Annotated in this window: 11 protein-coding genes and 1 pseudogene; 6 read left to right on the forward strand and 6 right to left on the reverse strand. The window is 65.3% G+C overall.

Features of this window, described 5'->3' with window-relative positions; translation table 11 throughout:
* Nucleotides 1-67: 67 nt before the first annotated feature.
* Nucleotides 68-2,098: a M3 family metallopeptidase gene (locus N4G47_RS16795; protein WP_475288904.1), complete on the reverse strand. Its 2,031-nt coding sequence runs from the start codon at nt 2,096-2,098 to the stop codon at nt 68-70.
* Nucleotides 2,099-2,268: 170 nt separating this feature from the next.
* Between N4G47_RS16795 and N4G47_RS16800 the strand changes: the two genes are divergently transcribed.
* Complete coding sequence (locus N4G47_RS16800; RefSeq protein WP_475288906.1) at nt 2,269-2,673, forward strand: hypothetical protein; 405 nt, start codon at nt 2,269-2,271, stop codon at nt 2,671-2,673.
* 159 nt (nt 2,674-2,832) lie between these two features.
* Here the strand turns inward: N4G47_RS16800 and N4G47_RS16805 are convergent.
* Nucleotides 2,833-3,944 (reverse strand): annotated as a pseudogene (locus tag N4G47_RS16805) (PLP-dependent cysteine synthase family protein).
* Nucleotides 3,945-4,068: 124 nt separating this feature from the next.
* On the opposite strand from N4G47_RS16805, the gene gloA reads away from it, so the two are divergent.
* Both gloA and N4G47_RS16815 read left to right on the forward strand, forming a co-directional pair.
* Nucleotides 4,069-4,587 (forward strand): lactoylglutathione lyase, encoded by a 519-nt coding sequence (gloA, locus tag N4G47_RS16810; protein WP_475288908.1) that lies wholly within the window; start codon nt 4,069-4,071, stop codon nt 4,585-4,587.
* A 123-nt stretch (nt 4,588-4,710) separates the two neighbouring features.
* Entirely contained in the window at nt 4,711-5,139 is a 429-nt protein-coding gene (locus N4G47_RS16815; protein WP_475288910.1) for a VOC family protein, read from the forward strand.
* A 55-nt stretch (nt 5,140-5,194) separates the two neighbouring features.
* Here N4G47_RS16815 and N4G47_RS16820 read toward each other — a convergent pair whose 3' ends face one another.
* The 4 genes from N4G47_RS16820 to glmS all read right to left on the reverse strand — a co-directional run bounded on the left by N4G47_RS16820 (nt 5,195) and on the right by glmS (nt 10,694).
* A complete protein-coding gene (locus N4G47_RS16820) occupies nt 5,195-7,108 on the reverse strand; it encodes a hypothetical protein (RefSeq protein WP_475288912.1) in 1,914 nt (637 codons plus the stop codon).
* Nucleotides 7,109-7,297: 189 nt separating this feature from the next.
* Nucleotides 7,298-7,729: a CBS domain-containing protein gene (locus N4G47_RS16825; RefSeq protein WP_164137747.1), complete on the reverse strand. Its 432-nt coding sequence runs from the start codon at nt 7,727-7,729 to the stop codon at nt 7,298-7,300.
* Nucleotides 7,730-8,144: 415 nt separating this feature from the next.
* The gene (locus N4G47_RS16830) at nt 8,145-8,537 is read right to left on the reverse strand and encodes a DUF2846 domain-containing protein (RefSeq protein ID WP_279923635.1); all 393 of its coding nucleotides are present in this window, start codon (nt 8,535-8,537) and stop codon (nt 8,145-8,147) included.
* Between the two features lie 318 nt (nt 8,538-8,855).
* Nucleotides 8,856-10,694, reverse strand: a complete 1,839-nt coding sequence (glmS, locus tag N4G47_RS16835) for a glutamine--fructose-6-phosphate transaminase (isomerizing) (protein WP_475288915.1) — start codon at nt 10,692-10,694, stop codon at nt 8,856-8,858.
* A 202-nt stretch (nt 10,695-10,896) separates the two neighbouring features.
* Between glmS and N4G47_RS16840 the strand changes: the two genes are divergently transcribed.
* The 3 genes from N4G47_RS16840 to N4G47_RS16850 are packed head-to-tail and all read left to right on the forward strand — an operon-like array spanning nt 10,897 to nt 14,244.
* The gene (locus N4G47_RS16840; RefSeq protein ID WP_309339997.1) at nt 10,897-12,174 is read left to right on the forward strand and encodes an efflux RND transporter periplasmic adaptor subunit; all 1,278 of its coding nucleotides are present in this window, start codon (nt 10,897-10,899) and stop codon (nt 12,172-12,174) included.
* Nucleotides 12,175-12,209: 35 nt separating this feature from the next.
* Entirely contained in the window at nt 12,210-12,935 is a 726-nt protein-coding gene (locus N4G47_RS16845) for an ABC transporter ATP-binding protein (protein WP_057496528.1), read from the forward strand.
* Nucleotides 12,936-12,945: 10 nt separating this feature from the next.
* Nucleotides 12,946-14,244, forward strand: coding sequence for an ABC transporter permease (locus N4G47_RS16850; protein WP_475288922.1), 1,299 nt, complete (start codon nt 12,946-12,948; stop codon nt 14,242-14,244).
* The last annotated feature ends 3 nt before the right edge of the window (nt 14,245-14,247 follow it).

Below are 14,247 nucleotides of genomic sequence, written 5' to 3' on the forward strand. Positions count from 1 at the left end.
CGCCTCATCCACTCCATGCGTGGATAGCGGTAATGTGCCAACCAGGGTTGGCACCCACCACCGCGGCTTACGCCATGCCCGAGTGGCGCAGCAGCGCGTCGATCTGCGGGGCGCGACCACGGAAGGCCTTGAAGTTTTCCGCCGCCGGACGGCTGCCACCCCGCGACAGGATCTCATCGCGGAACCGCGCACCGGTCTGCGCCAGCGCCTGCGGCGCTTCCTCGAATGCGGCGTAGGCATCGGCGCTGAGCACCTCGGCCCACTTGTAGCTGTAATAGCCGGCCGCATAGCCGCCAGCGAAGATGTGGCTGAACTGATGCGGGAAGCGGTTCCAGACCGGCGGATGGTTCACCGCCACTTCGCCGCGCACGCGATCGAGCAGCGCCAGCACGCTGTCCTGGGCCGGCTCGTACTGGCTGTGCAGCAGCATGTCGAACAGACCGAATTCCAGCTGGCGCACGGTGGCCATGCCACTGTGGAAATTGCGCGCGGCCAGCATGCGCTCATACAGCGCGCGCGGCAGCGGCTCACTGGTTTCCACATGCGCCGTCATGCCCTGCAGGTGGTCCCACTCCCAGCAGAAGTTCTCCATGAACTGGCTGGGCAGTTCCACCGCATCCCATTCCACGCCGTTGATGCCGGCCACGCCCAGCTCGCCGATGCGGGTCAGCAGCTGATGCAGGCCATGGCCCATTTCATGGAACAGCGTGGTCACCTCGTTGTGGCTGAAGGTGGCCGGCTTGCCGTTCGCGCCGCGGCCGAAGTTGCACACCAGGTAGACCAGCGGCGTCTGCACGCTGCCATCGGTGCGCATGCGGCGGTTGCGGCAATCATCCATCCAGGCGCCGCCGCGCTTGCCCTCGCGTGCGTACAGGTCCAGGTAGAACTGGCCGACCAGCGCGCCCTGCGCATCGACCAGGCGGAAGAAACGCACGTCCTCGTGCCAGACCGGTGCGCTGTCTTCCTGCACGCGCAGGCCGTACAGCTGCTCGATCACCGAGAACAGACCACCGAGCACCTTCGGCTCGGTGAAGTACTGCTTCACCTCCTGCTCGGAATAGCTGTAACGCGCCTGCTTCAGGCGGTCGGCGGCGAAGGCCAGGTCCCAGGCCTGCAGCTGCTCGATACCGAGCTGCTCGCGTGCGAACTGCTCCAGCTCGGCGCGGTCCTTGGCCGCGAACGGCTTGGCACGTGCAGCCAGGTCGCGCAGGAAGCCGAGCACTTCGGCCGGGTCCTGCGCCATCTTGGTCGCCACCGAATAGTCACCATACGAACCGAACCCCAGCAGCGCGGCCAACTCTGCGCGCAGGGCCAGGATGCGGTCGATGTTGCCGCTGTTGTCCAGCGCGTCGTCGCCGAATTCGGAGGCGCGCTGTGCACTGGCGCGGTACAGGATCTCGCGCAGGTCGCGGTCTTCGGCCCAGGTCTGCACCGGCAGGTAGCACGGCATCTGCAGGGTCAGTTTCCAGCCCTTGTTGCCATCTTTTTCCGCCGCCGCATGCGCGGCGGCCTTCACGTCGTCCGGCACGCCAGCCAGGCGTGCCTCATCCTCGATGATCAACGACCACGCGTCGGTGGCATCCAGCACGTTCTGCGAAAACTTCGCCGACAGCGCCGACAGCTCTTCCTTGATCGCCGCGAAGCGCTGCTGCGCCTCCGGCGCCAGTTCGGCACCGCCCAGGCGGAAATCGCGCAGGGTGTTGTCCAGCACCTTGCGCTGGGCGTCGTCGAAGGTCGCGGCCTCCGCGCTGGCAGCCAGTGCCTGGTACTGGCGATACAGCGCCAGGTTCTGGCCCAGCGCGCTGGCAAAGCGGGTCACCCGCGGCAGGTTGCTGTTGTAGGCCTCGCGCAGCTCGGGGGTGTTGACCACGCCCTGCAGATGGCCGACCAGGCCCCAGGCACGCCACAGGCGCTCGGTGGCGTCATCCAGCGGGGCCACGAAGGTCTGCCAGGCAACCGGCTGCACCTGCTCGGCCGTGCTGACGGCCGCTTCGGCCTCGGCCAGCAGCACATCCAGCGCCGGTGCCACATGCTCGGGGCGGATCGCCTCGAAGCGCGGCAGGCCGGAAAAATCGAGCAGGGGGTTGGCAACGGTCACGGCAGATCTCCAGGGTACGGGCCCGGCAGGCGGGCAGCCCGGTAGATATGGCGCTGCCAGGCAGGACTGACAAGGGGGCACGGCCCGGCATTCACGTCGGCCTTACGGTTCGGCGCCGAAGCTCTGGCTGCGGGGGAGTCCGCAGCGGTAGGTACCGAACGAGGCCCCACATGGAAGGTCTGGCTGCAGTTGCATCCGCCCCAACGGCCCGGTCACTGGCGTTGTCTGCCAGCGCGGCCGAGCTGACCTGGATCGCCGCACTGTGCGATGCCGGCGACGACGCCCCGCGCCACCTGCAGCAGTTGCAGGCCGTGCTACAGCAGGGCGGTACCTTCAACGATACGCAGGAGTGGTATCCGTTCGAGGTGATCGAACGCGGTGCCAGCCAGCTGCAGCTGGGCCATGAGCGCGAGTTCGTGATCTGCGTGCTGCTGTGGCTGCAGGCGCTGGCCCAGGGGCGCGCCAGCGTGCTGGACCCGAGCCTGCACCTGGATGACCGCGCCATGGACATCGAGGCCCTGCCCGATGCCCTGCGTGATGCGGTGCTGGATGCGTTCACCGCAGCGGGGTATTGAGACGCCCTGGTGACCGGTGACCGGTAGAGTCGACTGTTAGTCGACTATCGCGCGCAGCGCGGGATTTTCGCGACCTGAGCGTAGAGCAGTCGACTAACAGTCGACTCTACCCAATCGACGCACGCCTCTGCGCCGCTCCCCGGCGACAACCTCGACCGGCTACAGCGCTTCCAGACTGCACCACGGCAGCTTGGGCAGCCCCTGCCCGGCCACTGCGGCGGCCAGCTGCGCGTCGGCGCCATCGACGTCGATGCCCTGGCGCACATACCACGCAGAATCGTAGTAGCTCTGCGCATAGCGCTCGCCGGCATCGCAGAGGATGCTGACGATGCTGCCCTGGTGACCGGCCTCGCGCATCCACTGTGCCGCCTGCAGCACGCCGATGAAGTTGGTACCGGTGGAGCCGCCGACGCGGCGCCCCAGCTGGCGGCTGACATGACGCATCGCGGCCAGGCTCAGTGCATCGGGCACCTTCACCATCGCATCGACGCAGGTCGGAATGAAGCTCGATTCCACCCGCGGCCGACCGATGCCTTCCACCCGTGACCCCCGCTGCAGGTCCGGCCGCGCCAGTCCTGTTCGCCCGCCACAGCGGCCTGGTAGCCCTCGAAGAACACCGACACTTCCGGGTCCGCGCAGAGGATGCGGGTATCGTGCCGGCGGTAGCTGACGTAGCGGCCCAGCGTGGCCGCCGTGCCGCCGGTGCCCGGGCTGCACACGATCCACTCCGGAATCGGGCTGGGCTCTTCGGCCATCTGTTTGAAGATGGATTCGGCGATGTTGTTGTTGGCGCGCCAGTCGGTGGCGCGCTCGGCATAGGTGAACTGGTCCATGAAGTGGCCGCCGGTTTCACGGGCCAGCCTTTCCGATTCGCAGTTGAGGTCGCACGCACGCTCGACCAGATGGCAGCGACCGCCATGGAATTCGATGGCCGCAATCTTCTCCGGCGAGGTCGTGGCCGGAATCACCGCGATGAACGGCAAACCGAGCAGGCGCGCGAAATAGGCTTCGGAGACGGCCGTCGATCCGCTGGACGCCTCGATCACCGGGCGCCCCTCGCGCAGCCAGCCGTTGGTCAGCGCATACAGGAACAGCGAGCGCGCCAACCGGTGCTTGAGGCTGCCGGTGGGATGGCTCGATTCATCCTTCAGGTACAGCTCGATGCCCTCGAACCCGGGCAGTGCCAGCGGAATCAGGTGGGTATCGGCGGAACGGTTGAAATCGGCTTCGATCTTGCGGATGGCGGCGGCCACCCATTCACGCTGCGACATGGCGGGCAATCGTTGTCAGGACGGAACGGTGCGATCCGTCCATTGTACGTCGCGGTGCCGTCAGGTGGCGGCCGCTAGAATGAACGCATCCGGCCGGCAACGGCCCTGTCTGAAGGACTCCCCCATGACCATTTCCGCCCTGCGCGATGTTCCCGGCGTCGCCGCCCAGGCCCCGGCCGAGACCACCGGCTTCGTGTTCAACCACACCATGCTGCGGGTCAAGGACATCACCGCCTCGCTGGACTTCTACACCCGCGTGCTGGGCTACCAGCTGATCGACAAGCGCGATTTCCCGGAAGCCCAGTTCAGCCTGTACTTCCTGGCCTACGTGCCGGCCGGCGCAATGGTGCCGGAAGACGACGCCCAGCGCCGCCTGTGGATGGCCGGCCTGCCGGGCGTGCTGGAACTGACCCACAACCACGGCACCGAGACCCAGGACGGCGCGGTCTACCACGACGGCAACAGCGACCCGCGCGGCTTCGGCCACATCTGCGTGTCGGTGCCGGACATCGAAGCCGCCTGCCAGCGCTTCGAAGACCTGGGCGTGACCTTCCAGAAGCGCCTGACCGACGGCCGCATGAAGAACCTGGCCTTCATCAAGGACCCGGACGGCTACTGGGTCGAGATCATCGCCAACGCCTGACCCAGAAAGGGGCACAATTCCGGTAGCGCCGGGCCATGCCCGGCGGCCTTGAGCAGGCCGCGCTGCGCGCTCGCCGGGCACGGCCCGGCGCTACCGACTCCGCCCCCTTTTTGCGAGGTTCGTATGGAAACGATGGAACTGCACCGTGGCCGCCTGATCGACCACATCCAGCTGGTGGTGCGTGATCTGGCCGCCAGCCGCCGCTTCTATCAAGCGGTGTTCGACACCATCGGCATCCCGATCGCCGGCGAAGGCGATGATTACTTCTGGGCCGACGAGCTGTTCATTTCCAGCGCCAGCAGCGAGGCTGCGGCCGGCAAGCTGACCGGTCGCCACCACCTGGCCTTCCAGGCCCGCGATGCCGCCACCGTGGATGCCTTCCACACCGCCGCGATCGCCGCCGGCGGCACCGACAACGGCGCGCCGGGCGAGCGTCCCTACCATCCGGGCTACTACGGGGCATTCGTGCTGGACCCGGATGGCAACAACATCGAGGTGGTGTACCACGGCCCGGCGAACTACAGCGCGGATTCGGTCAAGGTGACGTTCTAGACCGCTGATCACACAACGAAGCAGCGGATCCTGAGAGGGCGCTCTTCGGCCGGCACTACCGGCTGAAGAGTCCGCAAAGAATATCCTCGTTGCGTCGCTCCCAAAGCGGCGTCAGCAACTGCACGGTGTGATTCCGATTGCTTGGGGGAAGGTCTGGGGCGTAGCGGAGCACTTCCAGCAGACCACGCAGTGCAAAATCCATAGCTGAACTGTGGACCCCCTCCTCGAGGGAGCAGGCCTTCTCCCTGATCGCCTGAGATAGATCGCCGGCCATATGGAGCCCGAGATTCCCACGCAGGTAACCCTCCGACGGTAGGCTGGAAAACGGGAGTACACCGTCAATTCCGTTCAGCACGTTGCGCATGCACTCCGCCGCGAGCGGCACATTGGATGACTGGCAGGTGAAGTGCGACTGCAATGCACCGACATACTCCTGCAGGGCGCTATTGCTCGCTTCGGGACGTTCAGTCCTGTCCCATTCGCGTGCCAGCGACCAAGCCAGATCAGAAGCCGGCGGCAAGAACATCGCCGTGGAGCGGGACGGCCAACGCCACCTGGTGGTCGCGACTTCACGCTTCTGTTCCAAACCCATCCAGCGGATTACCTCCGGAATCATTTCCTGAAGCAGCCAGTCATGAGTGAAGCGTGCATCCCATTGCCCACGCACAGAGCAAGCGGACCGGGGATCGACTGGGCTCCATCCAATCGTGACGCTTTGGCGCTTGCCTGACCACAGGATGCTTTCAGAATATGGATAAACGATCGCGTGAAAACCCTCGCCAAAGCGATCACCGTCACGACAGGTGTAAACCTTCAAGAAGGAGGATGATGCATCGAACATATGCCATGGGCCGTTCCCCTTGGCAGCGTCATGCGCCCGCGCGAACGCCAACATCTGCTGCCAGAAATCAGGCTGCACCGAAAGCAGTCCGACGGCCGAAGGGTGGTGCTCGATCAACTCGAAATCGAACGAACGATAGGCTGAAACATATTCGAGACAAGCCTTGTGGACGCGATTCCAGGCACGCTCGAGAATCCAGTCGAGGTCAGCTACCTCGGCCTCCTTCAGGGACAGTCTTACGTGGCGTCCCATCATCAGGTATGCCCCACTACCAGTAGCATGCGGGAGTGCATAGGGCCGCTCCATCGACGCATCTGCGTGCACCCGCCAGTGCGCCCAGCTCAACAACTCCCGTGCGGACAGTGCCATGGATATCCCCGAGATATCCGACCGCGCGAATGACAGCCCGGCGGACAAGCGCCTGTCCAAGCGCCCAGGAAGATTGATGGAACAGGCAATGCTACGGTTATTGAGCTGGAGAGATTGACCGTACAGAAACTCTTCGCATGCGGCGAAACTGCTCTCCTGTGGAACAGGCAACGACGGCGCGGCAGGTACGCAGAAGCCCGTCGCAACGCTCTCACCGTACAACTCGGCAACGATTCGCCACTGGTCACGAAGCAGGTCATTGAGCGCCGCCCGATCCCATAGGTGAGGATCGATCTGCCGATCCAGCAACTGACGTTCGCAGTCCTCCCACTCCTCCAGCAAGGACGTCTCATCGGAAATGGCATAGGTCGTGCAGAGGTGAAAGCTCGATGCTGTGGCTGCGTACCTTCCCTCCAGGAATTTGCTGACCCACTGCTTGAGCGTGCCTCGACGGATCTCGATGACCCGCTTAGCTTCGTAGCAGGCGAATCGATCAGTCGCGGCAATCCTGCACTGAACATCGATCCCGGATTGGGTCGAGCCTGACTTTCCGATCCGTCGCGCCCTGAACGCAGCGCTGGGCGCGCAGTTGGCCAACCGCACCACCAGCTTCTCGAAGTTCTCAGGTGTGATGTCCTGCAGAGGGAGGCGATCGCTCTTGGGTTGTGCTACAGGATCCCGCTGCCGATCCATCGGCTCACGCAGCTGCTCCAGTGTCACATCTTCACCGGCATCCGACCCGTAGCCTGTGCGGTTCATTCCAACGTCCCTGTTCCATTGGCTCTTGCCCAGAAGCATCTGACAAGAACTGGGTGGAATCAACCAGCATTCGCCGTCTGGTGGATAGACTGTACGAGAAACGGAGTCCCCCGAACTGTTGCCTACCTCATTAGCGAGGCCAGCCCACGCAGATGAGCCGGCCCCGCATATTCAGAACGCCCTACAGCGTCAATGCGCCGCCATGTAGATGTCCTGCAGCACGGCTTTTTCCAGCTCCAGCTCGCCCAGCAGGTTCTTCACGATGTCGCCCAGGCTGAGGATGCCGACCAGGCGCGTGCCGTCGGTAACCATCAGATGACGGCGCCGCGAGTACGTCATCAGCGACATGGCCTGCTTCAGCGTGGCCTCCGGCGCGATGCCTTCCAGACCGGTGGAGGGCACGCTGGAAATCACCCGGCGCCCGGCCTGCGGGCCGTCATCGGCCAGGGTACGCACGATGTCCTTTTCGGAGATGATGCCGACCGGGGCATCGTCCTTCATCACCACCAGCGCGGCGATCTTGTTCGCGCTCATCTTGTGGGCGGCGGCACCGATGGTGTCTTCCGCATCGATGGTGATGACAGCTTCTTTCTTGGATTGCAGGAGTTCGCGGACGTTCATTCTTGTTTCCTGGTGCAGGTCACTGAAGTCAAAAAGTGTGCTCTTCCGATACGCCCCCTCCCCGGGAACAGACCTTTCAGCGCACGTCTGGCGCACCGGCTGCGCGCTCCTGGATCGGACCGGCAGACCACGTGCTGCAACGCCAACGAGGCGGGTCCGGCAGCGCAACCCGTATCTCGGTCGGATCGATTCTACGACCGCCGACCACGGCCACTACCGGCACCGATGGGACAGTTCGTCGTGGGAACCCGCCGACGATCCAGAGAATGGCACCGTGGCTGAAACCGAGGCTGAACACCGGCGGCTCCGCACACTCAAGATTGATCTTCCGCGGCCGGGCACGGACAGAACGGCCCTGCGCCGTCCCACTTCGGGCGGGCCGGCGAAAGGCACAGCCTCCCGCCGGCCACCGGGGTTACTTCGAGCAACGCCCGTTCTGCGCCATCTTCAGCTGCATCACCTGGCTGCGGCCTTCCGCTTCCGGAACCACGGTCAGCTTCGCGCCGCCAACGAACACGCCCATCTTGATCGACTGCTGGATGAAGTAGTTGCGACCGGCTTCGGTAAAGAGCTTGAGGTCGTTGGGCGAGAACTCCGACTCGGTGGAGATCACATGTTCCTGGTCACCGGCAACCTGGGTATAGAAGAACACCTTGTCGGCGGTTTCGCCCAGGCACTGCCCATCGATCAGCACGTCCTTCTTCAGTGCCTTGCCGACGAAACTGTTGCGGAACACGTACACCCCGGACTTGCCGTCCTGCGGTGCCGGGAAGGTCTTGGCCGTATCCACCACGCTCTTCTCGGTCATCGGAACGCTCGCGCAACCGGACAGCGCACTGATTGCCACCGCCAACGCGACTCCATGCAGCTTTTTCATCTACAGCCCCTGTAATGCGCACCATCGCGCGCGGAATGGACATGGCCAGGCACACCCGTTGCGGGTGTGCACTGCCAACAGTGAAATGAAGCTCCGGCATCACTGTGCAGGGCATGGATCGTCGCATGGCAGCCTGCACAGGCATCCTCCGTGATGCGCGGGTTCGGCCGCAGAGAATGCCATGCCGGCATGAAAAAGGGCGACCCATCGGGCCGCCCTCGTCGGTACTGCCAGCGGATCGGCCAGGCCTTACTCCACCGTCACACTCTTGGCCAGGTTGCGCGGCTTGTCCACGTCGGTGCCGCGCGCCAGTGCGGTGTGGTAGGCCAGCAACTGCACCGGAATGGTGTGCACGATCGGGCTGAGCACGCCGGCATGGCGCGGCGTGCGGATCACGTGCACGCCTTCGGACTCGTTGAAATTGCTGTCCTGGTCGGCAAACACGAACAGTTCGCCGCCACGCGCACGCACTTCCTGCATGTTCGACTTCACCTTTTCCAGCAGGCTGTCGTTCGGCGCGATCACCACCACCGGCATGTCCTCGTCCACCAGCGCCAGCGGGCCATGCTTCAGCTCGCCCGCCGGGTAGGCCTCGGCGTGAATGTAGGAGATTTCCTTGAGCTTGAGCGCGCCTTCCAGCGCGATCGGGTAGTGCAGGCCGCGGCCCAGGAACAGCGCGCTGCTCTTGCGCGCGAAACGCTCGGCCCACGCAGCGATCTGCGGCTCCATGTTCAACGCGTGCTGCACGCTGCCCGGCAGGAAGCGCAGCTGCTCCAGGTAGTCCGCTTCCTGTGCCGCGTCGATGCGGCCATGCAGCTTGCCTAGCACCACGGTCAGCTGGAACAGTGCCGCCAGCTGGGTGGTGAAGGCCTTGGTCGAGGCCACGCCGATCTCGGCACCGGCACGGGTGTAGCAGACCAGTTCGCTGGCCCGCGGAATCGCACTTTCCGGCACGTTGCAGATCGACAGCGTGTGCTTGTGGCCCAGCGACTTGGCGTACTTCAGCGCTTCCATCGTATCCAGCGTTTCGCCGGACTGGGAAATGGTGACAATCAGGTGCTTCGGGTTGGCATACGCGGCGCGGTAGCGGTACTCGCTGGCGATCTCCACGCTGCACGGCAGGCCGGCGATGGCCTCGATCCAGTAGCGTGCAGTCAGGCCGGCGTAGTAGCTGGTACCGCAGGCGATGATCTGCACGCCCTCGATGCCCGACAACACGGCTTCGGCGTTCTTGCCGAACAGTTCGGCCGGGAAACCACCGGCGTCGATCGCCGCTTCGATGGTGTCCCCCAGCGCACGCGGCTGCTCGTGGATTTCCTTCTGCATGAAGTGGCGGTACGGGCCCAGCTCCAGCGAGGCCAGCGACACGTCGGACAGGTGCACCTCGCGCTCGACCGGCTGGTCCTGGCCGTCGAAGATACGCACGCCGTCGCGACGGATTTCAGCGGTGTCGCCCTCTTCCAGGAAGATCACCTTGCGCGTGGCCGAGATCACTGCCGACACATCCGAGGCAACGAAGTTCTCACCCTCGCCCAGGCCGACCAGCAGCGGGCAGCCCATGCGCGCGCACACAAAACGTTCCGGCTCGGCACGGCTGACCACAGCCAGCGCGTAGGCACCGGTCAGTTCCTTCACCGTGTGCTGCAGGGCCACCAGCAGGTCGTCGCCACTTTTCAGATGATGGTGGATCAGGTGCGCGATGACTTCGGTGTCGGTCTGCGATTCGAAGGTGTAGCCCAGCGCGCGCAGCTTCTCGCGCTGCTCCTCGTGGTTTTCGATGATGCCGTTGTGTACCAGCGCCACGCCCTGGCTGATGTGCGGATGGGCGTTGGCCTCGGTGACGCCGCCGTGGGTGGCCCAGCGCGTGTGGCCGATACCCAGCAGCGCATTGAAGCCCTCGGCCTCGGCGGCCGTGGCCATCTCCGAAACGCGACCGGTACGGCGCACGCGACGAACGTCCGGCCGCGCGTGCTGGTCGATCACGGCGATGCCGGAGGAATCGTAACCGCGGTACTCAAGCCGCTTCAGGCCCTCGATCAGCACCGGCACCACGTCGCGATCGGCGATCGCACCCACGATTCCACACATGTCACGCGTTTCCTTGAAGACGATCGCGGCATTCTAGCGTGCGTGTCCGCCTTCCCCTCCTGTCCGCTTAATGAAAGTGTCCGGAAAGGTGTCCGCGGACACCCGGACACGCCCACACAGTTTCCAACCCATTGAAAACAAATGAAATAAAGTTGGCACGCTACGTGCTTGGTACTGGCTACCACCGTCAGGCATGCACCCGATGATCCGCGACACTTCCGCCCAGGACCAGATCGTTTCCTCCGCCCCGGCCAGCGCCACCGGCGCCAGCTGGCACCGCTACCGCTGGCCGGCCCTGGGCGCCATCGCCCTGATCGCCGGCATCGGCTGGGCCGTGCATGCCTGGTCCAATGCCAGCCGCTCCTTCGACAGCAGCCGCGTGCGCATCGCCGAAGTGAAGCGCGGCGACCTGGTGCGCGACATCGCCGCCGACGGCCGTGTGATCGCCGCCAACAGCCCGATCCTGTACGCCATCTCGGCCGGTACCGTGGACCTGAAGGTGGTGGCCGGCGATGTGGTGAAGAAGGGCCAGGAGCTGGCGATCATCGACAGCCCGGAACTGCGCAGCAAGCTGGCCCAGGAACAGGCCACCCTGGCCGGCCTGGAGGCCGAGGCCAGCCGCGCCGCGCTGGACGCCACCCTGGCCCGCGCCAAGTCGCGCAAGGAGACCGACCAGGCCACCATCGAACGGCAGGCTGCCGACCGTGACCTGCAGCGCTACCAGCGCGGCTACGACGGCGGTGCGGTGCCACAGATCGACCTGGCCAAGGCCAAGGACTCGCTGAAGAAGGCCGACATCACCCTGGCCAACGCCACCACCGACGCCCGCCTGCAGAGCCAGGGCGCCGACCTGGATGCGCGCAACAAGCGCCTGTTGGCCGATCGCCAGAAGGCGGTGGTGGCTGAAGTGCAGCGCCAGGTCGATGCGTTGACCCTGCGCGCGCCGTTCGATGGCCAGGTCGGCCAGGTGCAGGCGGTGCAGTCCACCAACCTGGCCGCCAACGCGCCGGTGCTGGGCGTGGTCGACCTGTCCAAGTTCGAAGTCGAGATCAAGGTGCCGGAAAGCTTCGCCCGCGACCTGGCGATCGGCATGCCGGCACAGCTGACCGGCGGCAACGGCCAGCCGTTCCCGGGTGAGATCAGCGCGGTGTCGCCGGAAGTGGTCAATGGCGAGGTCAACGCCCGCGTGCGCTTTGCCAGCGCGCAGCCGGAAGGCCTGCGCCAGAGCCAGCGGATGTCGGTGCGTGTGCTGCTCGATACCCGCAAGAACGTGCTGAAGGTCGAGCGCGGCCCGTTCGTCGAACAGGGCAACGGCATGGCCTACGTGATGGATGGCCGCACCGCCGTGCGCCGTCCGGTGGAACTGGGCGTCAGCAGCCTGGGCGAAGTGGAAATCAAGTCGGGTGTGCAACCGGGCGACCGCATCGTGGTCTCCGGCAGCGACCTGTTCAAGGACGCCGAGCGCGTCTCCGTCAACTGATACCTGAACCCTGAATCCTGGAGAGAGGACACCCCATGTACATGCTCGAAATGCGCTCGGTCGCCAAGGTCTTCCGCACCGAACAGGTGGAAACCCATGCGTTGCGCTCGCTGGAACTGCAGGTCAAGGAAGGCGAGTTCGTCGCCGTCACCGGTCCGTCCGGTTCCGGCAAGACCACCTTCCTCAACATCGCCGGCCTGCTGGAAACCTTCACCAGTGGCACCTACATGCTCGACGGCCAGGACGTGAGCACGCTGGGCGACGACGCCCGCAGCCGCCTGCGCAACCAGAAGATCGGCTTCATCTTCCAGGGCTTCAACCTGATTCCCGACCTGAACCTGTTCGACAACGTCGATGTGCCGCTGCGCTATCGGAAGATGAGCGCCAGCGAGCGCCGCGAGCGCATCGAAAAGGCGCTGAGCCAGGTCGGCCTCGGCTCGCGCATGAAGCACTACCCCAATGAACTGTCCGGCGGCCAGCAGCAGCGCGCGGCCATCGCGCGCGCCCTGGCCGGCAGCCCGCGCCTGCTGCTGGCCGACGAACCGACCGGCAACCTGGATACGCAGATGGCCCGTGGCGTGATGGAACTGCTGGAAGAAATCAATGCCGCCGGCACCACCATCGTGATGGTCACCCACGACCCGGAACTGGCCGCGCGTGCACAGCGCAACGTGCACATCGTCGATGGCCAGGTGACCGACCTGGTGCGCGAGCCGGTGCTGGCCACGCCGGTGCGCCACATCGTCGCCGTCAACGAGTGAGGGCCCGACCATGTTCGCCTACTACGCCCGATTGGCGGCCCGCAGCTTCCGCCGCAACAAGGTCCTGACCGCGCTGATGGTGATCGCCATCGCGCTCGGCATCGGCGCCTCGATGACCACCCTGACCGTGTTCCATGTGCTGTCCGGTGATCCGATTCCCGGCAAGAGCGACCGCCTGTTCTATGTGCAGCTCGACGCCGCGACCGGCGCCTATGTCGCCGGCGAAGAGCCGGAAACCCAGTTGACCCGCTTCGACGGTGAAGCGCTGCTGCGCGAAGCCAAGGGCGAACGCCAGGCGCTGATGAGCGGCGGCGGCGGCACCATCGAACCGGACAACAGCACCCTCAAGCCCTTCAGCATCGACACCCGCTGGACCTCGGCCGACTTCTTCCCGATGTTCGAGGTGCCCATGCAGTACGGCCGCGCCTGGACGCGTGAGGACGATGAAGGCCGCGCACGCGTGGTGGTCATCTCCAAGGCGCTCAACGACAAGCTGTACCAGGGGGCCAACAGCGTGGGCCGCGACCTGCGCATGGAAGGCCAGAGTTACCGCATCGTCGGCGTGATGAAGGAATGGAGCCCGGAGCCGCACTTCTACGACCTGACCACCGGCAGCTACGGCAAGAACGAAGACCTGCTGCTGCCGATCTCCACCTCGTTCGATCTGAAGCTGGGCAACAACGGCAACATGAACTGCTTCGGCGAGAACCCCGACGGCAACAGCTATTCGCTCAACGCCCCCTGCGCCTGGCTGCAGTACTGGGTGGAGATGGACCCGGCCAAGGCCGGCGATTACCGCCGCTACCTGGAAAACTATTCGACCCAGCAGCGCGAGGCCGGCCGCTTCAAGCACCCACCGAACGTGCGCCTGCGCACCGTGATGGAATGGCTGGACTTCAACGGCGCGGTGCCCAGCGATGTGCGCCTGCAGCTGTGGCTGGCGCTGGGCTTCCTCGGTGTCTGCCTGGTCAACACGGTCGGCCTGCTGCTGGCCAAGTTCCTGCGCCGCAGCGGTGAGATCGGCGTGCGCCGTGCGCTCGGTGCCAGCCGCGGCCAGATCTTCCTGCAGTGCCTGGTGGAAGCCGGCGCGGTGGGCGTGGTCGGTGGCGTGCTGGGCATCGGCCTGGCCCTGCTCGGCCTGTTCGCGGTGCGCCAGCAACCGGTGGAGTACGCCAAGCTGGCCCACCTGGACGGCAACATGCTGCTGCTCGCACTGGGCCTGACCCTGTTTGCCAGCCTCGCCGCCGGCTTCCTGCCCGCCTGGCGCGCCATGCAGGTCACCCCGGCCATCCAGCTCAAGTCGCAGTAAGCA

Source organism: Stenotrophomonas sp. GSD10 (assembly GCF_056172695.1).